Source organism: Pseudoflavitalea sp. G-6-1-2, assembly GCF_012927185.1.
Lineage (GTDB): Bacteria > Bacteroidota > Bacteroidia > Chitinophagales > Chitinophagaceae > Pseudobacter.
The window spans coordinates 55,393-81,759 of sequence record NZ_JABBGB010000003.1 but is presented as its reverse complement, the minus strand read 5'-3'; the positions used below and the strand labels follow the sequence as shown (position 1 = coordinate 81,759).

General features: G+C 47.3%; 22 protein-coding genes. 10 read left to right on the top strand and 12 right to left on the bottom strand.

Translation table 11 applies throughout. From position 1 onward, the window contains the following. Nucleotides 1–124: 124 nt before the first annotated feature. From HHL16_RS17650 to HHL16_RS17625, 6 genes are all read right to left on the bottom strand, one after another. Nucleotides 125–2,194: an alpha-ketoacid dehydrogenase subunit alpha/beta gene (locus HHL16_RS17650; RefSeq protein WP_169426610.1), complete on the bottom strand. Its 2,070-nt coding sequence runs from the start codon at nucleotides 2,192–2,194 to the stop codon at nucleotides 125–127. A gap of 136 nt (nucleotides 2,195–2,330) precedes the next feature. After that, entirely contained in the window at nucleotides 2,331–2,942 is a 612-nt protein-coding gene (locus HHL16_RS17645) for a fumarylacetoacetate hydrolase family protein (protein ID WP_169426608.1), read from the bottom strand. A 145-nt stretch (nucleotides 2,943–3,087) separates the two neighbouring features. Continuing rightward, entirely contained in the window at nucleotides 3,088–3,666 is a 579-nt protein-coding gene (gene pth / locus HHL16_RS17640; RefSeq protein WP_169426606.1) for an aminoacyl-tRNA hydrolase, read from the bottom strand. Between the two features lie 178 nt (nucleotides 3,667–3,844). Further along, nucleotides 3,845–4,444: a 50S ribosomal protein L25 gene (locus tag HHL16_RS17635; protein WP_169426605.1), complete on the bottom strand. Its 600-nt coding sequence runs from the start codon at nucleotides 4,442–4,444 to the stop codon at nucleotides 3,845–3,847. Nucleotides 4,445–4,485: 41 nt separating this feature from the next. Then, on the bottom strand, nucleotides 4,486–5,436 hold the full coding sequence (locus tag HHL16_RS17630; protein WP_169426603.1) for a ribose-phosphate pyrophosphokinase: 951 nt from the start codon (nucleotides 5,434–5,436) through the stop codon (nucleotides 4,486–4,488). Nucleotides 5,437–5,607: 171 nt separating this feature from the next. Next, nucleotides 5,608–5,823 carry a hypothetical protein gene (locus tag HHL16_RS17625; RefSeq protein WP_169426602.1) on the bottom strand — a complete coding sequence of 72 codons (216 nt, stop codon included), beginning with the start codon at nucleotides 5,821–5,823 and terminating at the stop codon, nucleotides 5,608–5,610. Between the two features lie 124 nt (nucleotides 5,824–5,947). Between HHL16_RS17625 and radC the strand changes: the two genes are divergently transcribed. After that, complete coding sequence (gene radC, locus HHL16_RS17620) at nucleotides 5,948–6,664, top strand: DNA repair protein RadC (protein ID WP_169426600.1); 717 nt, start codon at nucleotides 5,948–5,950, stop codon at nucleotides 6,662–6,664. On the opposite strand, the gene HHL16_RS17615 is transcribed toward radC, so the two are convergent. From HHL16_RS17615 to HHL16_RS17590, 6 genes are all read right to left on the bottom strand, one after another. Next, complete coding sequence (locus HHL16_RS17615) at nucleotides 6,665–6,979, bottom strand: DUF3467 domain-containing protein (RefSeq protein WP_169426598.1); 315 nt, start codon at nucleotides 6,977–6,979, stop codon at nucleotides 6,665–6,667. A 134-nt stretch (nucleotides 6,980–7,113) separates the two neighbouring features. Next, nucleotides 7,114–7,998, bottom strand: a complete 885-nt coding sequence (locus HHL16_RS17610; protein WP_169426596.1) for a DUF1735 domain-containing protein — start codon at nucleotides 7,996–7,998, stop codon at nucleotides 7,114–7,116. Nucleotides 7,999–8,019: 21 nt separating this feature from the next. Further along, nucleotides 8,020–9,513: a SusD/RagB family nutrient-binding outer membrane lipoprotein gene (locus tag HHL16_RS17605; RefSeq protein WP_169426595.1), complete on the bottom strand. Its 1,494-nt coding sequence runs from the start codon at nucleotides 9,511–9,513 to the stop codon at nucleotides 8,020–8,022. Between the two features lie 21 nt (nucleotides 9,514–9,534). Next, complete coding sequence (locus tag HHL16_RS17600; protein WP_169426593.1) at nucleotides 9,535–12,687, bottom strand: SusC/RagA family TonB-linked outer membrane protein; 3,153 nt, start codon at nucleotides 12,685–12,687, stop codon at nucleotides 9,535–9,537. A gap of 253 nt (nucleotides 12,688–12,940) precedes the next feature. Next, nucleotides 12,941–14,998: a helix-hairpin-helix domain-containing protein gene (locus tag HHL16_RS17595; protein WP_169426592.1), complete on the bottom strand. Its 2,058-nt coding sequence runs from the start codon at nucleotides 14,996–14,998 to the stop codon at nucleotides 12,941–12,943. Further along, nucleotides 14,995–15,810, bottom strand: a complete 816-nt coding sequence (locus HHL16_RS17590; RefSeq protein WP_169426590.1) for a hypothetical protein — start codon at nucleotides 15,808–15,810, stop codon at nucleotides 14,995–14,997. Before HHL16_RS17590 ends, HHL16_RS17595 begins: the two co-directional genes overlap by 4 nt. An 82-nt stretch (nucleotides 15,811–15,892) precedes the next feature. Between HHL16_RS17590 and HHL16_RS17585 the strand changes: the two genes are divergently transcribed. From HHL16_RS17585 to HHL16_RS17545, 9 genes are all read left to right on the top strand, one after another. Continuing rightward, nucleotides 15,893–16,768, top strand: a complete 876-nt coding sequence (locus HHL16_RS17585; RefSeq protein WP_169426588.1) for a tetrahydrofolate dehydrogenase/cyclohydrolase catalytic domain-containing protein — start codon at nucleotides 15,893–15,895, stop codon at nucleotides 16,766–16,768. Nucleotides 16,769–16,798: 30 nt separating this feature from the next. Then, nucleotides 16,799–17,413 (top strand): 7-carboxy-7-deazaguanine synthase QueE, encoded by a 615-nt coding sequence (locus HHL16_RS17580; RefSeq protein ID WP_240966260.1) that lies wholly within the window; start codon nucleotides 16,799–16,801, stop codon nucleotides 17,411–17,413. Between the two features lie 102 nt (nucleotides 17,414–17,515). Beyond that, nucleotides 17,516–19,432, top strand: a complete 1,917-nt coding sequence (locus HHL16_RS17575) for an OmpA family protein (protein WP_169426587.1) — start codon at nucleotides 17,516–17,518, stop codon at nucleotides 19,430–19,432. 677 nt (nucleotides 19,433–20,109) lie between these two features. Beyond that, nucleotides 20,110–21,237, top strand: coding sequence for a DNA-processing protein DprA (gene dprA, locus HHL16_RS17570; protein ID WP_169426586.1), 1,128 nt, complete (start codon nucleotides 20,110–20,112; stop codon nucleotides 21,235–21,237). Nucleotides 21,238–21,349: 112 nt separating this feature from the next. Continuing rightward, nucleotides 21,350–22,852: an IMP dehydrogenase gene (gene guaB / locus HHL16_RS17565; RefSeq protein ID WP_169426584.1), complete on the top strand. Its 1,503-nt coding sequence runs from the start codon at nucleotides 21,350–21,352 to the stop codon at nucleotides 22,850–22,852. A gap of 26 nt (nucleotides 22,853–22,878) precedes the next feature. Then, the gene (locus HHL16_RS17560) at nucleotides 22,879–24,057 is read left to right on the top strand and encodes a DUF4105 domain-containing protein (RefSeq protein ID WP_169426582.1); all 1,179 of its coding nucleotides are present in this window, start codon (nucleotides 22,879–22,881) and stop codon (nucleotides 24,055–24,057) included. Nucleotides 24,058–24,068: 11 nt separating this feature from the next. Further along, entirely contained in the window at nucleotides 24,069–24,884 is an 816-nt protein-coding gene (locus HHL16_RS17555; RefSeq protein WP_169426580.1) for an alpha/beta hydrolase, read from the top strand. A gap of 55 nt (nucleotides 24,885–24,939) precedes the next feature. Beyond that, nucleotides 24,940–25,695 carry an SDR family NAD(P)-dependent oxidoreductase gene (locus HHL16_RS17550; protein ID WP_169426578.1) on the top strand — a complete coding sequence of 252 codons (756 nt, stop codon included), beginning with the start codon at nucleotides 24,940–24,942 and terminating at the stop codon, nucleotides 25,693–25,695. A 157-nt stretch (nucleotides 25,696–25,852) separates the two neighbouring features. Continuing rightward, complete coding sequence (locus tag HHL16_RS17545) at nucleotides 25,853–26,356, top strand: hypothetical protein (protein ID WP_169426576.1); 504 nt, start codon at nucleotides 25,853–25,855, stop codon at nucleotides 26,354–26,356. Nucleotides 26,357–26,367: the final 11 nt, after the last annotated feature.

Below are 26,367 nucleotides of genomic sequence, written 5' to 3'. Positions count from 1 at the left end.
ATGCGAACAGCAGTGTTAAAATTTTATAAGCGGCCAATGATGGGGATGTATGCAAGCCAATGACAATATACTTATCAAGTCAGTATCAACTGATTGGGTATTATCTCATTGATTTACAGGGCCACTAATTTTCGAGCAGCTGTTGGATAACGCTTGCAACCTTTTGAGGGTTCGGAAGCATCGCCTGTTCGAGCACCATATTCATGGGTACTGCAGGCAGGTTCATTGCTCCCAACACTTCAACCGGAGCATCGAGCCATTGGAAACAGTTCTTTGAAATGCGGCCTGCGAGCGCTTCTGCAAAAGAATTGTTTTGCTGTTCTTCTGTAAGCACCAGGCATTTGCCGTGTTTCTTCACTGTTTCGAAAACCAGTTCTTCGTCGAGCGGGAATAATGTACGCAGATCGATTACTTCCACACGTCCGGCAAACTGTTTGGCTACTGCTTTGGCCCAGTACACACCCATTCCGTATGTAATGATGCAACAGGAATCTCCTTCAGCGGTTCTTGCTGCATCTGCTGTTGCTACAATCTGTCCTTTACCGAAGGGTAAAACATAATCTCGTGAAGGTTCAGTAGTCTTTGCTTCTTCTGTTCCGGGTACCTTGCTCCAGTATAATCCTTTGTGTTCGAGCATTACAACCGGATTGGGGTCGAGGAAGGCCGCTTTCATCAGTCCTTTCATATCTGCGGCGGTGGAGGGATAGGCAATCTTGATGCCTTTTATAGATAACAGTGTGGTTTCAATGCTTCCGCTGTGGTAAGGGCCTCCGCCTCCGTAGGCGCCGATAGGAATTCTTATCACAGTCTGAACAGGGAACTTTCCACAACTAAGGTAAGACGATTTTGAGATTTCCGTAACCAGTTGGTTCAGTCCGGGGTAAATATAATCTGCGAACTGCACTTCCACGATGGGTTTGAGGCCCACCGCACTCATGCCTACAGTTGATCCGATGATATATGCTTCCTGGATGGCAGTATTGAAAACACGATGATCTCCAAACTGTTCTGCGAGTGTGGCCGCTTCGCGGAACACCCCTCCCAGCCTGCGGCCTACATCCTGACCATAGAGTACCGCATCGGGAAAATCTTCCATCAGTTCACGGATAGCGAAAAGTGCGGCATCCACCATCATGATCTTATCACCGCTTCCATTACCCGCTCTGTTGCCCTTTTCTTCGGTTACAGGCGTAGGAGCAAAAACGTGATCTGCAACAGTTGCCGGATCGGGATCGGGCGCCTGCACCGCCTGCGCAAACTGGTTGTCTACAAACTGGCGGGTTTGATCTTCGATATCGAGCAATTCCTGTTCGCTTATACCGATCTGGAGTAAACGCTGACGGAGTTTTGGACCGGGATCATCCTGCAGATGTTTCTCCCAGTCGTCCTGCGAGCGGTAAAATTCTTTTCTTACACCGCTGGTGTGATGGCCGAGCAGTGGCACTTTCGCCTGCACCAGATAAGGTTCGCGATGATGGCGAACGTATTGAATGATGCGGCGCATATTGTCGTAGCTCTCTTCGAAGTTGCTACCGTCGATGCGTACACGCCCCATGCCCGGAAATCCTCCGGCATAGTCGTAGGCATCCATGGCACGTGCTTCATCGGCACTAACGGAGATGCCCCAGTTATTATCCTGAACAAGATAAATGATGGGCAGCTTTTTCAGTACAGCGAATTGAAATGCTTCGCTCACTTCACCTTCGGTAACGCTGGCGTCTCCGAGGGAGCAGATCACTACGGGCAGTTCGCCTGCAGGGCCGGTTTTGAGCGATTCAGCATGAATTTTTTCGAGGTACTGAACACCTTGTGCGAGACCGGTAGTAGGGATAGCCTGCATGCCGGTGGCGCTGCTCTGGTGAATGATGGTAGGTTTATCGTTGCCCCTGTAGTTGGGGTGACTGTAATATTCTCTTCCTCCGGTAAAGATATCGTTGCCTTTGGCGAGCAGTTGCAGCATCAGCTGAAACGGCGTGAAACCCAGGCCCAGCAAGATGCTCTCATCGCGATAATACGGGCTCACAAAATCGCAGGGAAGCAGCTGAAATGCGGTGGCCAGCTGAATGGCTTCGTGTCCGCGTGATGTGGAGTGAACGTATTTGCAAACCTGTCTGTTGGCTTCATATTTTTCTGCCATCGCCTTTGCAGTGCACATGAGGCGATAGGCTTTCATCATAGTATCTGTACTGGTCATAACGAGCGTTGCGGGTATATCGGACAAATGTAGTAAAACAATAACAGTTGTTAGTTTAAATAAGGTAAATAAAAGGAATAAAAAAAGCCACTCCGCAGAAGCGGAACGGCTTTTTCCTTGTAGTGATCTATAACTGTTATTTGATCTCGAGGTTTAACATGCTTTCATCTTCGATGAAGGCTTCCAGTTCATCACCAACAACGCATTCACCTACGCCTGCAGGTGTGCCTGTGAATACGAGGTCTCCGATGTTTACGGAGAAATAATTTGATATATGAGCAATTACTTTATCGAAGTTATTGATCATGAGGTTTGAGTTCCCCTGTTGAACCAGTTCTTTGTTTTTGTAGAGGCAGAAGTTGATATCCTTCTTATTTTTCACATTCTGGAATGGAACCCATTTTCCGATTACAGCGGAATTATCCCAGGCTTTAGATTTTTCCCAGGGGAGACCTTTCGATTGCAGCTCACGTTGAACGTCGCGTGCAGTAAAATCGATACCGGTCGTAACTGCGTCGTAGTATTTATTGGCGAATCTTTCCTGAATGTACTTACCATTCTTTGATATTCTTAATACCAGTTCGCATTCGTAATCCAGTTCGTTTGTGAATTCAGGATAGTAGAATGGAGTGTGTGCCTGCAACAAAGCACTCTTAGGTTTCAGAAAAATAATAGGCTCATCCGGAACATCGTTTCCCAATTCATTTGCGTGTGCCACGTAGTTACGGCCTACACAGAATATTTTCATACACAACAAAGGGTTTAACTGTGATAATTGTTTTCAAGTTTCATAACCTGGACAGGAGGGGTACAGTTGCATAGAAATATTGAATATCAAAAGGTTGTTATCCAATCGGGATATTATTGCGAAAATAAAGATTCAAATTAACAAATCATAGTGGAAACTCCAATTTATTAACCTCGTTCATGGTGCGTTCAATTCCAATGTGGGCAAAGCTTTCAACAACTTCAACACACTTTTCGATCTTACGTAGAACTACTGGAATTTCTTCTTTGAACCATTTTCCTAAAACGAAATCTGCCTGCATTCCTTTGGGGTAATTGTTACCGATGCCAAACCTCAAACGGGGATAATCAACAGAGTTGATCATCGCCTGAATGCTTTTTAGTCCGTTGTGACCTGCATCACTACCAGATGGCCTTAACCGAAGTTTCGACAATGGTAATGCGAGATCATCGAGAATAACCAGCATATTGGATGGTTGGATCTTTTCTTTATCGAGCCAGTACTTCACCGCTTTACCACTAAGGTTCATATAGGTGGTTGGCTTGATAATGATCAATTGCTTCCCGCGGTATTTTGTTTCTGCAATATCTGCGAGCCTGTCGGATCTGAATGAAACGCCATTTTTCAGGGCTATGGCATCTGCTACTTCAAATCCAATATTGTGCCGGGTGCCGGCGTACTCCATTCCAATATTGCCTAAACCTACGATAAGGAATTTGGACATACCGTGATTTGTTAATGAGCCTTCCCGTTACTGACAGTGTAAAGGTTATGCGGGAACGATTAGTGGTTTCAGAGCAGGATCAGTCAGTAAACGGGAATCTTTTCTCCCTGGAAATAAAGCCAAAGCCCGGCATTGGTTATTCCGGGCTTGGATTTAGGTATTTCAGTTCTTTTTCTTACTACTTCTTAGCGCCTTTTGCACCTTTTGCAGGAGCAGCAGCTTCTTCCTGTTTCAGCTGACGTGTCATAACAACTGAAGCGATAGGAATACGTGGTGAGTTGAGGATTTCGATGTTCTCAGCTTTCACGTCTTCAACACGGATGTTTCCGTTCAGCTCCAGGTTTGTGAGGTCAACCTCGATGTTCTCAGAAAGATATTTTGGAAGCGTTTTAATCTTCAGAGATTTGATCTTTGTGATCAGTTTACCACCTGCTTTTACACCTACTGAAGATCCGGTGAACTTCAGCGGAAGTGTAGCAACAACGGGTTTATCTTCTACCAGCTCAAGGAAATCGATGTGGTTCAGAGAATCAGTTACTTTGTCGAACTGGATATCTTTCAGAATGCACTGATAAGATTTTCCGTCTACATTGATCTTTGCGAGTTGGAATTCTGCTGTGTACACAAGCGATTTAAAAGCCATCACAGGAGCAGCAAAGCTAACTTCCTGAGCACCGCCATAAATTACACAGGGTACCAGATCCTGAGAGCGAAGTTGGCGGGTGGCTTTTTTCCCGGTTTCGGTCCTCAGTTGGCCTTCAATTGTAATTGCTTTCATTGTTTATGTTTGTTTAATTTGAACACTTGCTTATCGCCAGATTATTTGTTTCTCATCTGGCTGTGAATGAACAGACCGGTAATGCTTCTGTTCTCATATGCGTTGCGGATAGCTACTGCAAACAGTTCGGCCACGCTCAGCACTTTGATCTTCGATATCTTCTGTTTCAGTGGAATGGTATCACAAACCACCAGTTCGCTCAGTACACTGTTCTCGATATTCGAGTAAGCATTGCCACTCAGTACCGGATGCGTGCAAAGGGCTCTCACGCTTCTTGCTCCTTTTTCCATCAGCAACCCGGCAGATTTTGCGAGGGTGCCGCCTGTATCACAGATATCATCGATCAAAACAATATCCCTGTCGGTTACATCACCGATTACTACCATGCTGGCGATCTCGTTGGCACGTTTGCGGTGCTTGTCGCAGATCACCATATCTGCATTGAAGTAGGTGGCAATCTCACGGATCCTGTTGGCACTTCCTACGTCAGGGGCCGCAAAGGTAAGATTTTCCAGCTGAAGTTGCTGAATATAAGGAATAAATATGGCAGAGCTGTCCAGATGGTCCACCGGGATGTCGAAATAACCCTGAATCTGGGGAGCGTGGAGGTCCATTGTGATCACCCGGTCAGCGCCTGCGGCCACTAACATATTGGCTATCAGCTTAGAACCGATGGCAACCCGGGGTTTATCTTTCCTGTCCTGACGGGCATACCCATAATAAGGTATCACCACTACCACCTTGTAAGCCGAAGCCCTTCTGGCTGCATCGATCATCAGCAGAATCTCCAGAATGTTTTCAGCGGGGGCAAATGTGCTCTGAACGAGAAAAACCATGTCTCCCCGGATACTTTCCTGGAAAACCGGTTGAATTTCACCATCACTGAACCGGGAAATAGTGATCTTTCCAAGGGTGGTGCCATATTGCTGTGCTATTTTCTCGGCGAGGTATTGAGACCCCGTACCGGAAAAGATCTTGACAGAATTTTCCATACCGCGATTAAAATGTGCGGCGAAGATAGAGAGAAGAAAGGGATTAGGGGTTATTCCTCACAGGAATAATTTTTAGAACCGGAAGGGCAAAAGAAGGGTACGGACCATCAACGGGCATCGGGTCCGGGCAATAAAAAATGCCGGCCATCTTTCAGGCCGGCTTATAATAAATTACTGATTGGTAACGGTTAACAATACCTGCTGGCTGCCCGTAAGTGTTTTGGAGGCAGCTACTTTTTTCTCAGCCATCGACTTTTTAGGGTTGGCTGCATGGAAAATGGCAGAACAGATAAAGATGGAGAAAAACAGGGCCACAACATACATGCCTGCACAGAACAGGAAGGGTTGATAGCCACCGATGGCAGAGAGTGTAGTTTTTCTTTTCATGGATTATTGGATTTAAGGGTTCGGAAATGTATTGGATAATTATGCACAATAACGACAGGGTGAATAAGATTATTACATTCTGTTGTAAATTGTATGGGGTGAAAGTAATAGCCCGGTTTGGATTATGCAAGAGAAAAAATACCTTATCTCCGACAGGAAAAACTACCCTATCACGGCGTGGGCTTCTGATGATCAGCCAAGGGAAAAACTACTTCGTAAAAACCCGGAAAGCCTCTCCGATTCTGAGTTGCTGGCCATTCTGATCAATTGCGGCTATAAAGAGAAATCAGCAGTTGACCTTGCCAGAGAGGTATTGGAAAGCTGCAATTACGATCTGCACGAGTTATCGAACAGATCGGTGCACGAGCTGAAGAAAATAAAGGGCATAGGCGAAGCCAGAGCAGTTACCATTGCAGCCAGTCTCGAACTGGCACGCAGAAGGCAGGCAGCTGTTCCCCGCAAAAAGAAAACCATCCTTTGTTCTTCAGATGCGGTTAATCTATTGCAGGCCGAATACAGCCACTTCGAAAATGAGAAATGTGCAGTGGTCTATCTCAATCAGGCCAATCAGGTAAAGCACTGGATGCTGCTCAGCGAAGGCGGCATTACCAGCACCATCGTAGATGTAAGAATCATTATCAAGAAAGCACTGGAGCTGGGTGCGGTAAAGCTCATCCTCTGCCATAATCATCCTTCGGGCAGTCTCGAACCCAGCCGTGCCGATAAAACCATTACTTCCCGAATCAAAGAAGCCTGCTCCCTTTTAGACCTCGAGCTTTTAGATCATATCATCGTAAGCTCAGGTGGTTATTTCAGTTTTGCAGAACAGGGTTTGCTCTGATTATGCCTGTGCCGAAGGGCCGCCGAAATTCATAGGAATCTGGGCATCTTCCAGATCCTGGATCTTACCATTGATCGATTCGAAACGGCTTACATTCTCCGTCAGCGCTTTCATAAAACGCTTGGCATGCTGAGGCGTAAGAATCACTCTCGATTTTACCTTGCTCTTGGGAGTTCCGGGCATCACATTCACGAAATCTACCACAAACTCGGCATGTGAGTGGGTAATGATCACCAGATTGGCGTACTGCCCTTCTGCCACTTCCTCAGATATCTCGATATTCAGCTGATTATTCTGCTCTTGTTGATCTTGCATATGTGTAGTATTGCTGCGAAGATAATTTTTCGGCAACAATTGCTGTAAAGATGGGTATAAAAAGGCAACAGGGCGGCGATCCTGGAAAGGATCCCGCCCTGTGTTGCTGGTTGTTTGATTATTCTAAACAAAAACTAAAGCGCGCTCTTGAATTTGATGTCTTCCTCGATAATCCTCGGACCACCACCGCCCACATAATGGTATTTAAGGTGGAAAGTGCGTGTTGCAGGATCATACGTATTGGAAGTCGTATACACGTCATAAATTATTTCGGGTGAAGCACCTGATTTTGTGATGGTCACTTTATTGGTGGTTTCATTTACTTTCAGGATCATTTTGTAGTTGCTTGCACCAAGATCACCCAGATTTGCTTCAACTGAGTTGGGCTCCACAGTGATGAGTTCTTTCTCTTCATCTATCGGCCTGTCTCCATTAATTGGGTGATGGAAAACACCTTTCGCAACGTACAAACCATGGTATTTGTTCTTCACACGCAACTCTATCACCTGTGTACCGTAATTGCCGCTGACCTTAACCCCTGCTGCAGAAGTGGAAGCGATCTTCAGACCAATACCATATTTTCCTGTTTCAAGGAAAGATGTATTGATAATTTTTCCTTTGAGTGTGGCCTCGCGTGAGCCTTTCGGAATGGTCATCTCAAATGTAGGAATGTTGAAGTTAGCACCAGGAAGCGGCGTAAGGCTTGTTCCGTTTCTTGCATTGTAGTCGGTGATTACTTTCGGATCTAACGCCATAGTAACCTTAATGTCTTCAGAAGATACCTGATCTGCTGCAAGATTCACTGTAACCAGAAGCACAGTGGTATCGCCATGGCTGAAATTCAGTACCTGACCGTATCCCCCGGTAATGGGGCCCATCACTTCAACTACCTTTTCGTTCTTATCTACCTTGATATTCTCAAGGTGATTATCATAAGCCTTATCCTTCAGGCAGCCTGTTGCGCCTAACATCACCAGGCCGGCTGCACAGAAAGTGAGGAATTTATATGTTGCATTCATAACAGTTCAATTTTTAAGTGATTATTTGTCCCAGAAAATTTTGCTATTGGGTGTGATATTGCCTTGCGCAGCAACATTAGCCCCGTTTACAGCGTACTCGGCAGCAGGATAGATCAGACGCGCAGGAATTACGCGGGATCCTCTTGCAGGATTCACAGAAAGTGGCACATCCGTAGGAATACCCAGTCTTCTGTAATCACTCCATGCCTCAAGCGGATTGATTCCGACAAGCGCCATGTACTTCTGTTTTACAATGAAATTCACTTTTGATTCTACTGTTGCGCCTGCATTGGCCCAATTTGCGCCTGGAGTTGCGAGATAATCAATAGCATCTCCTTCAGGATCTGAAGTACCGAGCCAGAGGAAAGACTCATACACTGCATTTTCGTAAGCGTCCTTCACATTATCTGCAAACCAGCCCCTGGCTACTGCTTCTGCATAGAAGAATTGAGCTTCCACGGAAGTAATTATCCATTGTGGCTGATCGAACTTTCTGGCGAGGCCTGTTCCGATATTGGAAGTACGGTCGCCATTGAAGAGTGTGTTAGGGTCTCTTCCATACACCGTTCCTACATAACGATCAGCAGGATTGGTTGGATTGGCCGCAGGTTTGAAGAAGTAACCGATCCTTGGATCAGCACCATCTTTCATCTTTTGAATGATATAGGCGTTTGCACGGAAATATTCATTGGCCTGGTTGCCAGATGGAGTAAGACCGTACAGTCCGAAGAATGGACTTTGTTTGTTATTGTCATTGGCAAAACCTGGATTAGCGCTCGCAGATTCTTCTGAACCCAGCACACCGCCATTTGCAGTGATCTTAGCCAGCTCAGCTGTTGGGTTTGGAGTGATCTCTGAAGTTCTGAGCAGCAGGCGCAGCTTCAGGGTATTGGCCAAACGGATCCACGACTCGGCTTCACCGTGATACACGATGTCTACCTTTCCGTCGATAGTAGTTGGTGATGCTGCTTTCAGCAGTGCCACGGCATCATCGAGTTTTTTATGCAGTGCTGCATACACATCCTCTCCTTTGTCGTATTTGGGAGTAGGATGCTCTATAAACTGGAAGGCTTCAGAGTAAGGCACATTACCATACAGATCTACCAGATTCTGATAGAGGTAGGCGCTCATTACCATCGCCATCGCCTGAATATATGTTTGCTTGGCTCCTGCCGCTTTCTTCTCTGCGTTGTGCAGATCGAACAATACATTGTAGATAGCAGGCCATTTGTTTTCAACAAACGAACTGGTGATATTATAGGTAGATTCTTCTGTATTCGGGTTGTAAGAACCCGACGGAGACCAGTACCCCATCCAGTTGGCCAGCCAGCCATAGTTGGCTACAGCCTGTCTGCTTGTTTCGAGCAGTGCAGATGGAATAATCAGTTCCGCTTTGATAGCCGACTCCGGAACCTGATTGGGGTTCTGGTTGATATCGAGCGTTTTTTTGCATCCGGTCAGGGAAGCAGAAAGCACTGCAACCGGAAGCATCAGCTTATATAATGAAGTTTTCATTGCAATAATGTTTTTCATCTTTTAGAATGTGAGCGTTACGTATCCACCGAAAATTCTTGCAGGTGGAGTAGAGAATACGTTGTTCAAACCGAATGTGTTGCCGGCTGCAGTATAGTTGAACTCAGGGTCGGTCCATTGGTTAGACTTCGGAACCCATGTGATGAGGTTACGACCTGTAGCACCAACCACAAATTTCTTGATCACTTTAGATTCGCCGATCCATTTGAAAGGCAGCACATAAGAGATCGCCAGCTCGCGGAATTTCACGTATGCAGCGCTGGAGAAATAGTTGGTACCCACAGCAGTGTTTGTAGCACCGGTAGCCCAGAAGCTGCGTCCACCGTTGGATACCTGAATATTGGTGTTCTCAACATATTTGCCAGCTTCTTCATACACAGAATTGGGGAATACAAAACGCTGACGACCGAACTGGGCACTGCGTTCTGAGATACCTGTGAAGTCCATATCCGAACCGATACCATGGTAAGCATAGTGGCCACCTTTGAAATCGAATGTTGCAGAGATGGTGAGGCCTTTCCAGCTGAAGCTTGGGTTAAAACCGAGCGTCCAGAGAGGCAGAGAACGGCCACGAACCACGAGGCTGTCTTCGAGTCTTGGATCACCGGTTACTTTATCTACAATTACTCTTCCCTGAGGATCACGTGCATAGTCGCTTATTTTGAACACGAAGGCAGGTTTCCCTACGATCGCATAGTTGTAAGCGTCTGGTGAGCTCGCTGCAATCTGAGTGAACTGGTTGGTACCACCGATTGCCAGCTCATTGATGCCTGGGAACAGTGAAGTGATTTTGTTGTCGTTGTACGTTACGTTAATGCCGAGGTTGAATCTGCCTTTGCCGATCTTCACCAGTGGTGTAAGGTTCAGGTCGATTTCAACTCCATAGTTTTCGAAGTTGGCAGTATTGGTTTTGTAAGAAGGATAACCAGTAGCTGCTGATTGCTGTACTTCGAGAATCTGATCTGTATTTTTCTGGAAGAAGTAAGTTACATCGAGGTTATAACGGTTCTTCATGAAACCGAGTTCGAGACCGATCTCACGTGAGTTAACCTTCTCAGGCTTGATGTTTGGATTGGTTACCAGGTTGCCTGCAGAGAAACCACCGAGACCTCCGTAAGGGAAACCGCCGATCTGGTTGTACACTGGCTCCAGCTCGTAAGTGCCGAGGTTTACGTTCGCAGATTTAGACCACGATCCACGCAGTTTTGCGTAAGAAAGAATGCGGCTTTCAGACAGTGCCTGAATCGCATCGGTGAGCACCACTGATGCACTCACACCAGGATAGAAGTAAGAATTGTTGTTGATGTTCAAACGGCTGTCCCAATCGTTCGCTGCAGAGAACTCGATGTTCGCCCAGCCTTTATAGCTCAGACTTGCCTGACCGAAAACAGAAATGAGGCGGTTCTTGATATTGCCTTCATTGCCCACTGCCTCACCCGCTCTGTTGCTGAGGTTGAACACATATGGTACAAAGAGGTTGTTACCTGCCACATTGATTGTTTTGGTGCGGTTCTCACGGTAACGGGTACCTACGATATAGTTTACAGCGAAATCGTTGTGAATTTCTTTTCTGCCGTTGAGGAAGAATTCGTGTGTAACGCGGCTGCTGAAATCTGATCCATCTGCTACGCTACCCGGAGCAGCATCGTATTGCTGACCTCTGTGGTCCTGCGCAAACTGTGTAGTCTCGATGGGAGCATTCTCATTTTTGAATGTTCCGTACTGGAATGATGTACCTATGCGATAGGTGGCATGCAGCCAGTCGAAGAAGTCGTAGTTCAGTTCCAAAGCACCGAGAATATTATCTGTTCTGCCTTTGGAACGGTGAGCATCGATTGCCCAGTATGGGTTTACGAAATACTCGTTGTAATAGTTGGAGTATTGTGCGTATTTATCGTTTCTCCAGTCTTTGTATTTGGTAAGTGGAACCTGACCAGGAGTATTCAGTACTGTGAAGTAAATGCTACCGTTGTAGCTGCTGGCGAACCTGCCTGCGTAAGCTGCGTTGTTCACCACATCGTAGTTGCTCTGAATATAGTTGAGGTTCAATGTTGCTTTCAGTTTGCCATACTCTTTGGAAGTATTGATGCGGAGTGAGTTTCTTTTGTTCACATCCTTTGGCATCAGACCTTTCAGGTCGGCCAGCTGAGCAGAGATCAGGAAGTCTTTTGCTGCAAATGTTACGTCTGATTGCAACGTAAGACCATTGTTCCAGAATTTCTCTTTCTCTCTTTTTTTGTAGTCGTAGGTAGTTTTCTGAATGTCGCCATCTTCGAGTACCTGACCGATTTCAACAACTTTGCCATCGTATTCAGGACCGAACTGCTGGTTCTCGATGGGATCGTAAACCGGGCGGCCCAATGCATCTTCGCCGGATCCGCTACCAAATCTTTTCTGCAGTTTGGGAAGGAATGAAACCCTCGCAAGCTGAACAGACTGGCTCACTGTGAGCGTTGGTTTGCCCGATGATCCTCTTTTTGTTGTAACGAGGATTACACCGTTCACCCCATCCGGACCGTACAGAGCGGCTGCGGATGCACCTTTCAGTACGTTTACATCTTCCACATCATTGGGGTTGATCATAGAAATAAAGCCCAGTGAAATGGGAATATTATCTACTACCAGCATCGGCTGGTTATTACCGGTTAATGAGCGGAGACCGCGAAGGTTGATCTTGGTTTCTTCAAATACACCGCTGTTTACAGTGGTGATGCTCAAACCAGATACCTTACCTGTAAGACCGTTCTGAAGGTTTACAGTTTTGGCCTGATTGATCTCACTGTTACGAACACGCGCAGTAGAATAACCCAGTTCTTTTGCCTGACGGCGCACACCCAGGGCCGTTACCACCACTTCCTGCAGATTTCCAGTCTTTACAAGAGTAACAGAAAGCACATCACTTGTGCCTACTGTTACTTCTGTAGACTGAGTTCCCACCGCGGTGAACACAAGTACGTCCCCGGTGGCCGCTAAGATTCTGAAATTTCCATTAACATCGGAAGTGACACCCTTGCCTGTAGTCTTGAGGGTTATTGAGGTGAAAGGAACCGGTTCCCCCTGGCTATCCCGGACCTGACCGGTAATAAACCGGCTTTGAGCAGATGCGGATACATAGCATAGTACCAGCACTGCAAGCAGTGACAGAATTTTTCTCATGTGACTAGTGAGTTTTAGTTTTGAACTGTGTAAATATAGGGACTTTTTGAACTTCCCAAAATATTGTTAAAACAGGACACAGATCTTCAAGCTAGACAAGTTAAAAATTAAAAATGCTGCTGTACCATCAAATCCTTTGAAAAAAACTTCAAAAATTGCGGCCGGCCGCAAGCCGCCACCAGACTGATTTTCACTAATTCAATGATCATGAACAGCTTATAAAACCGGCCGAAACCGGTTTTTGAAACTTTTTTCAACGAATCTTTCCGATCAGTTGAATTTTCAGCTCCGCAGAAGAGAAAAAACCCGTCTCCGTTAACGAGCCATTAACCAAATCTGCCGGCCATTGCTTCATCATTTTTAGCCAGCATTCTACCTCCCAACCCCTCTTTGCAGCTTTTTGATTACCCCATTTGCACCGTGCCAAAGCATAGGTTCTGATAGCCTTACCAGCAAAAGCCGGCATGGAATAACTGTACAACAGGTCGCGTTCCATTCCGTAAATCCTTGATTCATAAGTATCTGTATCAAAAAAATGTAACCGGGTGTTGAACATCCATTTTCTGCCGACCCGCCGGGTGGCCTCCATGAAGGCACTGATGCCTGTCTGAAGATTGCCCGCTCTCCGGATTCCTGCAAGCAGGTAATCGACTCTTTGTTTGAGGCTGAAATTCTCCGAGATTTTCCACAGACACTGCCACCGCCATTGACGCCTTTCGGCACTCCCCGGATACTTGATAACTTGATTTTCAACATTTTCAGCATTCGCATTCAGTGGTTTTAGCGAATGCTGGTACCTGAACTGCAATTCTGCCCTGCGGGAGGGTTGATAAATTGCCATGAACAGATATTCATGTCCGATGGCCGGAGCATCGATCCGGTACTTCAGCCAGGGGAACCTGAAGATATCTGCACTCCCCTGCAACTTCCAGTTCCGGGCAGGTTGCCATTCCCATCGAAGCAACCACCCTTCTTCATTACCGGGCGAAGCATTCTGCGCAATGGCGCTGCTGAAAAGGGCCTGATATTTTTTGCTGAAGTTTCTGTAGTGAATGGCCATGTTGAAATGACGGCTGAGACTGATCATAGTGCCAGCGGTAAATGCCGTTGTCATTCTTTTGTCTACCGCCCATTCCCAGAACAGGTGAAAATTTTGCAGCGTTGCGCTGCCATCGATGCTGGCGTTGTGCCAGGTATTGCCTTCGATGCCGAACTTGCGGTACAGAGCAGGTGGCGGCCTGAAAGGCTTGCTGGTTCTATATCCTACAGCATTGAAGCCCAGATGCCAGTGATTGGTTTTATACTGCATCATTGCTCCCGTAACCATCAGCGTTGTGTTTTTTCTCCGTTGCTGCTCCAATACCGTGCGATGGTAACCGCTGGCATCGAAACCTGTGAGAAATTCGCCGCTGCTGTCTGTATCTGTTCTTCCGGTTACTTTGCGATAAGAGAAGAATGCACCTGTTTTCAAATGTTTATTTCCGGCACTAACGGCAATGCCCCGGTGATAATTCAGTTCGCCGGCAGCACTGTAAGGTTTCAGCCATTCACTTTGTTTTTTGATGCTCAGAACGGGTGTAGGAGCGAAACTCATCGACTGCCACTGAATGAGCCCCTGCCCCAGATTCACCTGAAAGTCGCCAATAGCCAGCGCCTGCAACGGACCAATTCTTCTGACGAAAAGATGGAATCCGGTATGATCGAATCCTTCTTTCTGCGCCCCGCGGAAGAATGATTCGCCGGCATCTTTTTCGCCTGTAAATCCCCATTGCAACTGCTGTTTAAATTGATAACGATACCGGACGAAAACAGCAGGCTTTGCTTCTTTAAACAATTTTCCCGAACGCAGCAGCACCTGCTGTTCGCCACCTCTGAACCTCCGGAACAAAGGCCGATCCGAAGCTGCTTTTTCGTTCAGTGTTACATAAGGCAACAACTGACGGATGGTGGCGCTATCCCACCCCGGTATTGCCTGCAACTCATACCTGCTCAGCAGTTTTCCGAACGCACTCCGGTACAGCAGAAAATTATTGATCTGCCAGGGATGCAATATCTGAAGCAGCTGCAATTGCGCTGCAGTGGCCTCATTCAGCGCAATCGGATGCCGGATGAACTGATCCATTGCCATCAGTTCATCATCATCTTCCGGAATGCTTTCTTCCCTGTCTGCCAGCTGCTCCAGCAGTTGTTCCTTCCAGTTACCATTGTTTTCTTCTTCCTGCGCTTTGGCCGTATGCAGCTGCAGCAGGCATACGGCAATGATGCAGCCGGTTCTCACCAGCTGCACCCATTGTATCTTTCCCTTCATCATGGTTTTTCATTGGAGGTTTCGACGAGGAGAAATAAACCCGGACTAAAACCGAGCATGGCATGATAGGCCGCAGTAACACCCAACTGCATCCAGTTCATTTTCCATTTTACGCGCATGGATGGCTTTGCTTCGGGAATATCCAGCTGCACCGAGGCTTGCAGCCTGTTCTTTACCTGATAATGGCATGCAGCAATCACAGATGCCGCCTGCGCTTCATTTTTTGTTACCAGCATTTCGGCCAGCAACGCAGGCGCCAGCAGCACGCCTAACCCTGCTGTATAACCGTAGGCCAGTCTTTCTTTGTTGCCTGCTGAAAAAATTCCGCCTGAAAGATGGTTGAGTTGCCACCCTGTGCTTATCACCGAACTAACTTTCCAGAGCACACCAATGCCCATACTCCAGAAACTCCGGTTTCCGTAACCGGCAACATGCTTCGCTCCATAATGCAGTCCGGTTCCGAGGGAAACTTTTCCCAGCCTGCGCCCGTAAGCGAGCTGCAGCGCATATTCCCGGAATGAATCCAGTCCGGTATGATCCGCCGAAATTGCCCATCCGCTCTGGCCTGTGGCAGCCCCTGCCATAATCGAATACTGTTGAAGTGCGGGTAACAGATACTTTTTCTCTGCCCATGCTCCAAACTGAAAATCAGCTAATGACGGCAGCACGGCGAGATTAAGTTTCGATGAAAAAATATCAGTGAAATGCTCGTGGTACGCGGCTGTCTGAATGGGAATTATTGCAACCGGACGACTGATCTGGGCAGCAGCAACAGCGCTCCAGGCGCTGAAGAGGCCACATAGGATTGTTTTCATTGGGTAGGTTTTCCATAGAAACAAAAAACGAGGAAAATTTTACTAGTCATGTCAATTAAATTTCTTCGATTACCTTTGCGCCATGCAAATTTTAGACGGACTAGTTGTATCGCAGGCCACCAAGGATGAACTCAGGCTGAAAGTAGGGCAATTGACAGCTGCAGGAAAGAAGGTACCCCATCTCGCAGCAGTACTCGTTGGAAGCAATGGCGCCAGCGAAACCTATGTAGGTTCAAAAGTGAAAACCTGCGAAGAGATCGGATACAAATCCACCCTCCTTCGTTTTCCTGAAGATATCAGCGAATTCAAGCTGCTGTCTGCTATTCAGGATCTGAACAATGATCCGGATATCGACGGCATTCTGGTGCAACTTCCTCTTCCCAAGCATATTTCCGAAGCCAAAGTGATCGAAACCATCGACCCGTCGAAAGATGTGGATGGCTTCCATCCCGAAAGCGCCGGTAAACTGGTGCAGGGGCTTCCCACCTTTGTTTCCGCAACTCCGCACGGCATTATGCTGATGCTGGAACACTATAAGATCGACACCAAAGGCAAACATGCCGTAGTGATCGGCCGCAGCAATATCGTTGGCCGCCCCATGAGCATTTTGCTGAGTGCCAACACCAATCCCGGCAACTGCACTGTAACGCTCTGCCACTCTCAAACGCATAACCTCAAAGAGATCTGCCTGCAGGCCGACATTATCGTAGCTGCATTGGGCAGACCTGAATTTGTGAAAGCTGATATGGTGAAAGAAGGAGCTGTGGTGATCGATGTAGGCATCACCCGCGTACCAGACGCTTCCAAAAAGAGAGGCTACTCCATTAAAGGTGATGTAGACTTCGCGAACGTATCACCCAAATGCAGCTATATCACGCCCGTTCCCGGTGGCGTAGGCCCCATGACCATCGCAGCGCTGATGGCCAATACCTACCGCGCCTGCATGGAAAGGAACTAGCATATTTCATCATTACACTACCTTTGCAGCATGGAAACCATGGTACATACTAAGCTTCCTGTAATGGAACAATTCTATACCCTTCAGGGCGAAGGGTTCCATCAGGGAAGGGCCGCTTACTTCATCCGTCTCGGCGGATGCGATGTAGGCTGCGTATGGTGTGATGTGAAGGATAGCTGGGATGCCGGCAAACATCCGCTGCAAAGCATCGATGAAATTGTAAGTGCAGCTGCGCAATACCCCGGCCGCATCGCCATCATCACCGGCGGCGAGCCGCTGATGCATAACCTCGACGCGCTCACAGGCGCCCTGCACGAAGCAGGTTTCCAAACCCATATCGAAACATCCGGCGCTCATCCGCTCAGCGGTGAGCTGGACTGGATCTGTCTTTCTCCCAAAAAATTCAAATTCCCTCTTCCCGAAGTAGTGCCACATGCCAATGAGCTGAAAGTGGTGATCTACAACAAGAGCGATTTCGAATGGGCAGAAAAATATGCAGCACAGGTTTCGCCCGAATGCAAATTGTTTTTGCAGCCGGAATGGAGCAAAGTGAACCAGGTTACTCCCCTGATCATCGACTATATCAAAGAACATCCCCAATGGGAGTTCTCCCTTCAGTTGCACAAGTACATCAATGTGCCATAACCCTTCAAGTAAATAAGTTTACGGGAGACTAAACCGCAGAACAGTTCGTTCTTAATTTTTGGGCTATCTTTCCAAAGAGAACTGACATTAAAAACAACTGTCATGGGTTTCAAGCAATTCTGTACCATTATCATTGCCTCACTGGCCACTTGCCTCCATTCGTATGCCCAATACGATCCGGATAAGGTAAACAAGAAAGTGGTGGCGATCTATGACGAAGCGCTTTCCATTGCTCATACGGGCAATTACCCCAAAGCGCTGACGCAATTGGAAGGTGCAGTAGCCAAAGCCCCCGGCTTTCTCGATGCCTGGCTGTCCATCGCCGGCATTCATGGCGAAATGAAACATTACAAAGAAGCCATTGCAGCATACGAGAAGGCAAAATCCATCGACAATAATTATTTCAGGGATTACAATCTCCCCTACTCCATCAATCTTGCCGGGCAGGGAGACTTTCAGAAAGCGGTTGCAGCCGTAGACGATTTTCTCGGCATTCCCAATCTCAATGAAAAAAGCAAAATGGTGGCTCAGTTCAGAAAGAAAAGCTATCAGTTTGCCATCGACTACGCTCAGCAGAAACCGTTAGGAGCTTATCGTTTCGAGCCTTCCAATCTGGGCGACAGCATCAATTCCAAAGACTCCGAATACTATCCTACCATCACCATCGACGGCAAGGAACTGATTTTCACCCGCCGCATCAATGGCATCAACGAAGATTTCTTCGGCGCTTCGCGCAACAGCAATGGCTGGCACAAAGCCAACCCGCTCAATGGCAATATCAACACACAAAGCAATGAAGGCGCTCAGAATATTTCGCAGGATGGCCAATGGCTGATATTCACCGGTTGCAATTTCCCCGGAGGGGCCGGCAGTTGCGATCTCTATATTTCTTACCTCACTTCCAACGGATGGAGCGAACCTGAGAGCCTTGGGCCACGCATCAATACCGAAGCCTGGGAATCTGCTCCCTCGCTTTCTCCAGATAAAAAAGAATTGTACTTCGCCAGTAATCGTGCAGGAGGATTTGGAGGAAGTGATCTCTACGTAAGCCGCCTGCTGCCCAACGGAAGATGGGGCGAACCGGAGAACCTTGGTGCAGAGATCAATACACCGGGAGAAGAAAGCTGTCCGTTTATCCATGCCGATAATCAAACGTTGTATTTCACTTCGAATGGGCATCTCGGTTATGGTGGCGACGATCTCTTCATTTCAAAGAAACAGCCGAAAGGCGGATGGAGCAAAGCTGTGAACCTCGGCTATCCCATCAACACCATCGAGAATGAAGGCAGCCTGGTAGTTTCTGCCGATGGCAAAACGGCCTGGTATGCCAGCGATCGCAGCGACAGCAAGGGCGGACTGGATATCTACACTTTTGAACTGCGTTCGGATATTCGTCCGGCAAGAACATTGTGGGTGAAAGGAAAAGTGTACGATATCAAAACCCAAAAGGGACTTCCTTCTTCTGTTGAACTCACCGACCTCGCTTCGCAGGAAGTGCTGAGCAAAGTGCAGACAGACGAGACCGGTCATTATCTGGTAACGCTTCCCGTAGGAAAAGACTATGCTTTCAACGTTAACCGCAAAGGCTACCTCTTCTATTCCGAGAATTTCTCACTCAGCAATAACACCGATTCTGTTTTCAATATCGATATTCCATTGCAACCACTCGAAGCGAATGCCACCATGGTATTGCGTAATGTGTTCTTCGATGTGAACCGGTATGATCTCAAGCCGGAATCAACTTCAGAATTAGACAAGCTGGTGGTGTTGCTGCGCGATAATCCTACCATCCGCATACAACTCAGTGGCCATACAGATAATGTAGGCAAGGCCGAAGATAATCTGGTGCTCTCCAACAACCGCGCACAGGCAGTGGTGAAATATCTCGTAGCCCATGGCATAGAGCAGCAAAGGCTCGCATTCAAGGGGTATGGAGCAACGCAGCCTGTAGCAGAAAATACAACGGAAGAAGGCAGAGCTAAAAACAGGCGGACCGAACTGAAGGTGATCAGCCAGTAAATATTTTGTTGATTGGAGTTGATGGCCTTGTTCGGGATATGACAACGATGCCGCCAAATATGCCGGGCAGGGTTGTATCTCCGATGAGGCTTTGAGGTATGTAGGATTGGGCGGTAGTAATTCTCTTCTCCTTCCGTGCAACATATTTGAAGGTCATAGTTGCCATATCCCTCACCGGCCAATCCGTGAAGGTGCAACAGTTCCTGAGCTGTAACAGTTAATTCCGTTGCCTGTGGAAAATTGCTGAATATTCAACTCGTGATGCTGGATCTTCGGGGTCATGGATCTACTTCTCCTCAGCCACTTCTATTTTATAAACCGCGTGCTCTGACAGTCATTCTTACCGTAATAATTTCCAACAATACAATGCAGGTATCTTACCTGTTACACCTTCACGGGGTTACTGCAAATTGGCTATGAGAAAATACGGCCTTCAAATATGTTGCACGGAAGGAGAAGAGAATTACTGCCGCTCAATCCTGCATACCTCAAGCCTCATCGGAGACACAACCCTGCCCGGCATATTTGGCAGCCGGTTTTCTCATAGCCAATTTGCAGCATATCAAAACTCAATGAGCTCCCAAAACAATTTGACAATCAGATTTGTCTAAATAAATTTAAGATAACGGTTTAGAGCAACCGCAGTTTTGCCAAACCACCTTCTTATTTTTATTGAGATGAATAATGATTTACTATATCAGATTTCGCTTTCGATTATTTCGAATATCGGTAATGTGCAGGCGAAAATCCTGGCTCACCACTTTGATACTGCAGAAGCTATTTTCAGAGCGCCGCTTCGGGTATTGGAGAAATTAGAAGGGATCGGTCCTGTAAGAGGCAGAGCTATCAGAGATTTCAGGGACTTTGCATCAGCGGAACGCGAGATCAAATTCATAGAGCAGTACGGAATAAGAACATTGTATTTGAATGATACAGGTTATCCGAAGAGATTACTGCATTGTTTTGATCCCCCTACCATATTGTATTGCAAAGGTTCTGCGGAGTTGAATTTTGATAAGTCCATTGCAATCATCGGCACCAGATCCAATTCGCAATACGGGAAAAAGGCAACAGAAACTATTATCAGGCAACTCGCCGAACAGTTGCAACATGCCGGTAAAGAATTGCTGATAGTGAGTGGCCTCGCTTTCGGAATCGATGCAGTAGCGCATGCAACAGCGCTTGAGCTGAACATCCCTACCGTGGGTGTGCTGGCACATGGTCTGAACACCCTTTATCCGAAAGAGCATTCCGCATTGGCAAGAAAAATAATTCAGCAACAGGGCGCACTCATCACGGAATTCAGCAGTCAGGAACAACCCGATAAATATAATTTTCCGGTAAGGAACAGAATTGTAGCGGGGTTATGCGATGCCACCATCGTTATTGAAACCGGTGTGAAAGGAGGAAGTATGATCACTGCAGATCTGGCCCACGGCTACAACCGCGATGTGTTTGCAGTTCCGGGAAAGATCACCGATGCAGGGAGCGCAGGATGCAACAAACTGATCCGCCAGAACAAGGCCATGCTGCTCAGCGATGCCGCAGAACTGATGGATGCCATGGGATGGAAGAAACCCGAACCCGCTGCAATTACTGCAGCACCGAAGGCATTGCTGTTCCCGGATCTGAATGAGCAGGAAACCGTTCTCGTAGAAATGCTGCGGCTGCAGGAGCCCATCCATCTCGAAGAATTCTCGGTTAAAACCAGGCTTAGTCCGGGTACACTCGCAGGCGCTCTCCTCAACCTCGAAATGATGCAGGTGATCGAATCATTGCCCGGAAAAAGGTACAAACTGCGGTAACGATTTAGTAACACTCATGTAAATATTTGATCTCAAACCCTTACCCACAGCCACTTTTAGGCTTTAACAAAAATATTTTGGACCATATTTATTTGTCGCCATATCTTTGCACATGGCAAGAATAAATAACGCTCCCGGCACAAAATCCCCCCAATCTAATAAGTTTTTTGGCGATGGTCTAACGTTCGACGACGTTTTACTGGTACCCGCATACTCGCAAGTATTGCCCCGTGATGTGAACATCACTACCAACCTCACCAAGAGTATTACACTGAATATTCCCATGTTATCTGCAGCAATGGATACGGTCACTGAGGCCAATCTCGCCATTGCACTGGCCCGCGAAGGCGGAATCGGCATCCTGCACAAGAACATGAGTATCGAAAAGCAGGTTGAGCAGGTACGTAAAGTGAAGCGCAGTGAAAGCGGTCTTATCATGGACCCTATCACCCTTCATAAAGATGCCACCATCGGCGATGCACTTCGCCTGATGAAAGAAAACAAAATCGGTGGTATTCCCATTATCGACAATGGCAACAAACTGGTAGGTATTCTCACCAACCGTGATCTCCGCTTCGAGACCGACAACAAACGCAAAGTTGCCGAAGTGATGACCAGCGAAAAACTGATCACCGCTCCCGAAGGAACCGACCTCAAGAAAGCAGAAAAGATCCTCAAAGGATACAAAATAGAAAAGCTCCCGGTGATCCGTAAAGACGGTACCCTGGCGGGACTGATCACTTACCGCGATATTCTGCAACTGTCAAGTTTTCCCAATGCAGTGAAAGACACTTATGGCCGTCTCCTCGCAGGTGCTGCACTCGGCATCACCGGCGACCTGCTCGAAAGAGCTGCCGCTCTTCAGCAGATCGGAGTAGACGTAGTTTGTCTCGATAGCGCTCACGGTCACAGCAAAGGCGTGATCGAAGCACTCAAACTGCTCAAAAAGAACTTCAAGAAGTTGCAGGTGATTGCCGGCAACGTAGGTACTGCAGCAGGTGCACTCGCACTGGCAGAAGCAGGAGCAGACGCAGTGAAAGTTGGTATCGGACCCGGCTCTATCTGTACCACACGCATCGTGGCAGGTGCAGGTGTTCCGCAGATCACCGCAATTATGGAAGCAGCTTCTGTTCTGCATAAAAAAGGAGTTCCACTGATCGCGGATGGCGGTATCCGTTATACCGGCGATATGGTGAAAGCGCTCGCAGCAGGCGCCAACCTCGTAATGATGGGTGGCGTATTTGCAGGCACCGAAGAAAGCCCCGGCGAAACCATCATCTACGAAGGACGCAAGTTCAAACAATACCGTGGAATGGGTTCTATCAGCGCCATGGGTCAGGGAAGCAGCGACCGTTACTTCCAGGATGTAGAAGACGATATCAAGAAATTTGTACCAGAAGGAATTGAAGGCCGTGTAGCTTACAAAGGAAGCCTCAGCGAGATCGTTTACCAGTATGTAGGTGGCCTCCGCGCAGGTATGGGTTACTGTGGTGCAAAAGATATGAAAGCATTGCAACAGGCACAATTCATCCGCATCACCAATGCAGCGATGAAAGAAAGCCATGCACACGATATCGAAATCACAAGGGAAGCCCCCAACTATAGCAGAAGATAATCAGCCTCAACCCGAAAACTTTGTTCATGAAAATATCGCCGGTATTACTGTTGATAATAACCCTGCTTTGCTCGTCACTTGCCAAAGCACAAACCGGAAAAGATACAGCCACTTCCCGCCTGCGTGTGAGCCTGCTCACCTGCAGTCCCGGCGATCAGTTGTACTCCACCTTCGGTCATACAGCCATCAGGGTTACAGACAGCGCCAGTTCGATGGACATCGTTTTCAACTACGGCACATTCGACGACAGAGATCCTCAGTTCTATACAAAATTCACTAAAGGGTTGATGCGCTACGCACTGAGCGCATATCCCTTTAGTGATTTCTTACAGGAATATTCCTACGAAGGCCGTGGTGTGATTGAGCAGGAGCTCAATCTTCCCCAACAGAACAGAAAAGCGTTATTCGAAGCGCTGAAAGAAAACAACACCGAGGCCAACCGCTATTACAATTATTATTTCTACACCGATAACTGTACCTCCCGCGCGCGTGACATGATCACCCGTTATGCAGGCGATTCAGTTACACTTGGCAATGTGCTTCCTCCGAAAGGACTTACCTACCGCAACCTCATTCATCAGTACCTCGATTCGAGCGGCATGTACTGGAGCAAACTCGGCATCGATATTCTGCTGGGTGGAAACCTCGATAAACAGGCAGGCAATATCTCCGCCATGTTTCTTCCCGACTATCTGATGAAGGGAATGGACAATGCCAAAATCGGTGTAAAGAATGCACCACTTATCAGCAGCACGCAAACGGTATTGCCCGCAGCGCCGCTGCCTGCCGAATCGAAAACGGCCATTTCTCCGGTAATGTTCTTCGCCATTCTGCTCATAGCCATCACGGCCATGTCGGTGATGAATAAAGAAGGATTAAACCGTGCACTCAAAATATTCGACATCATTTTCTTTCTTTTCCTTGGTGTGCTGGGTATTTTGCTGGCCACCTTGTGGGCCATCAGAGTGGATGAGGTTTGCAGAGCCAATTACAACCTGCTCTGGGCCATCCCCACACATTTTGTAGCAGCCATCGCAGTGATGTTTGCAGCAAAGAAGATCTGGTTAAGAAAGTATTTCCGCATCGTCTGTCTGTTAACCGGTCTGGTGCTGGTTTGCTGGTTCTTTTTGCCACAGCAGCTCAACCCGGCAGTAGCACCGATCCTTGGCCTGATATTGGTTCGGGCATTCTACAGAAGCAAATAAAATAACGTGTTATGTTCATAGAAAAAACCATCACCACCGACGGTCAGCAATGGTATTACCGCAAAGCGGGAAAGGGCACGGCCGTTGTGCTGATACATGGGCTTGCTGAAGACAGCCAGACATGGGCATTTCAGCAGGAATTTCTACAGCAGCATTTCACGGTGATTGTTCCTGATCTTCCGGGAAGCGGCCACTCTCCTGCTGACTCCTATGAGTGGTCGATGGAAATGTTTGCAGCAGGCCTGAACGCTATTCTGATAGAAGAACATATTGAAAAAGCCATCGTGATTGGCCACAGCATGGGAGGATATGTTGCACTCACCTTCGCAGACAAATATCCGGAGAAGATGCTCGGCCTTGGGCTCTTCCACAGTACAGCCTATGCAGATAGTGAAGAAAGGATCATCATCCGCCGCCGCGCCATTCAATTTATTCAGGACTATGGTGCTGCAAAATACCTGGAGCAAGCCACTCCCAATCTCTTTGCAGAAGAAACCCGCAACAACAATCCTGATCTGGTACAGCAGATCACAGACCGGTATGCAGACTTCAGCGGTCAGAGCCTGATCAGTTATCATGCAGCTTTGATGCGCCGTTCGGACCGAACAGCGGTGCTTCAGAGAATCGAGCAGCCGGTACTTTTTGTGATCGGGGAATTTGATAACTCCGTGCCTCCCGCACAGGTATTGCCACAGACAATTTTACCTGCTTTCTCATCGGTTGAAATACTCAGCCACTCAGGCCATATGGGCATGTTCGAAGAAACAGCCCGTTCAAATAAACTGCTCTATGATTTCTGCGATGCCTGCCAGAAAGTTCTTATCTAATAATTTTTCAACTGCCATCTCTCTTGAGTAGATTGCAGACACAAAATTTTCCGTGATGCCAAAAACAGTACTGATCACCGGAGCAACCTCCGGATTTGGAAAAGCATTTGCAGAGAAATTCGCCGCCAACGGATACAGACTCATCCTTACCGGACGCAGAAAAGAAAGGCTCGACGAAATTCAGCAACAGCTTACTGATACGCATGGCGTTGAAGTGTACACACTCCATTTCGATATACAGAACAGAACAGCAACATTCGACGCCATAGGATCACTTCCCGCCGCATGGCAAAACATCGATGTGCTGATCAATAACGCAGGGCTTGCACTGGGCCGCGATTTTGTGGACGATGCTTCACTCGACGACTGGGAAACCATGATCGACACCAACCTCAAAGGACTAATGTACGCCACCAAGGCCGTGCTGCCGTTCATGATCAAAGAGAAAAAAGGACATATCATCAATATCGGTTCCACCGCAGCGAAAGAAGTATATGAAAAAGGAAATGGATACTGCGCCACCAAACACGCTGTGGACGCCATTTCCAAAGGAATGCGCATCGATCTGCTGAGACATGGCATCAAAGTAACTGCCATCCACCCCGGAGCTGCAGAAACGGAGTTTTCTGTAGTCCGATTCAAAGGTGATTCCAATCAGGCAGCCAAAGTGTACGAAGGCTTTCAGCCGCTGGTAGCAGAAGATGTGGCCGAAGTGGTGTATTACACTACTACCCTGCCCGCGCATGTATGCATCAACGACCTCGTACTTACCTGCACTGCCCAGGCAAACTCCATTTATATCAACAAGTAGATTTTAAACATTTACAGGCAAGCGCTCTACATAGTTTCATTTATTGAAATATGATATTTTTGGTCAATACTTGGCCAAACCCCGGTTTTGCGTAAATTTGTTAGGTAACATCAGGTAACACAACACCAATCCAAGTTCCGTCCAAAACCGTTCACGTATGCACCACATGACCCTGTCGAAATTCATAGCCGGCATTGCTATGCTCTTTACATTCAATGCCGCAACCGCTCAGCAGCAAGACCTTATTCGTCAACAAAGCTGCGATATCAGCGGATACACTTCCACTATAGACAGTATCAAACAATTTTATGGCGACCGTGGCTTTAGTCTTCTCCGCGAAGCGAGCATGACTATGGAAAGCGAATACGAGATGCCTATTCTCATGCCCATGCAACAGGGTACCTGGTATCAGTTCGTATTCATCGGAGATCCTACATCACGCCTCTACGAAGTAAGGATGTACGACTACAGCGAAAAAGAAGTATTCTACAAACAGAACAAATGGGGAGATGTGGATGGCAATATCATCAACTTCGACTACGTACCCAAGTTCACCGAAATGCATATGATAAAACCCGTACAGGTGAATAAAAAGAAAAAGAAGCTGTGCGGCTATGTTATGTTGTTCAAGCGCACAGCTCCTGCTGCAAATAGTAAATAATATTTTCTGCT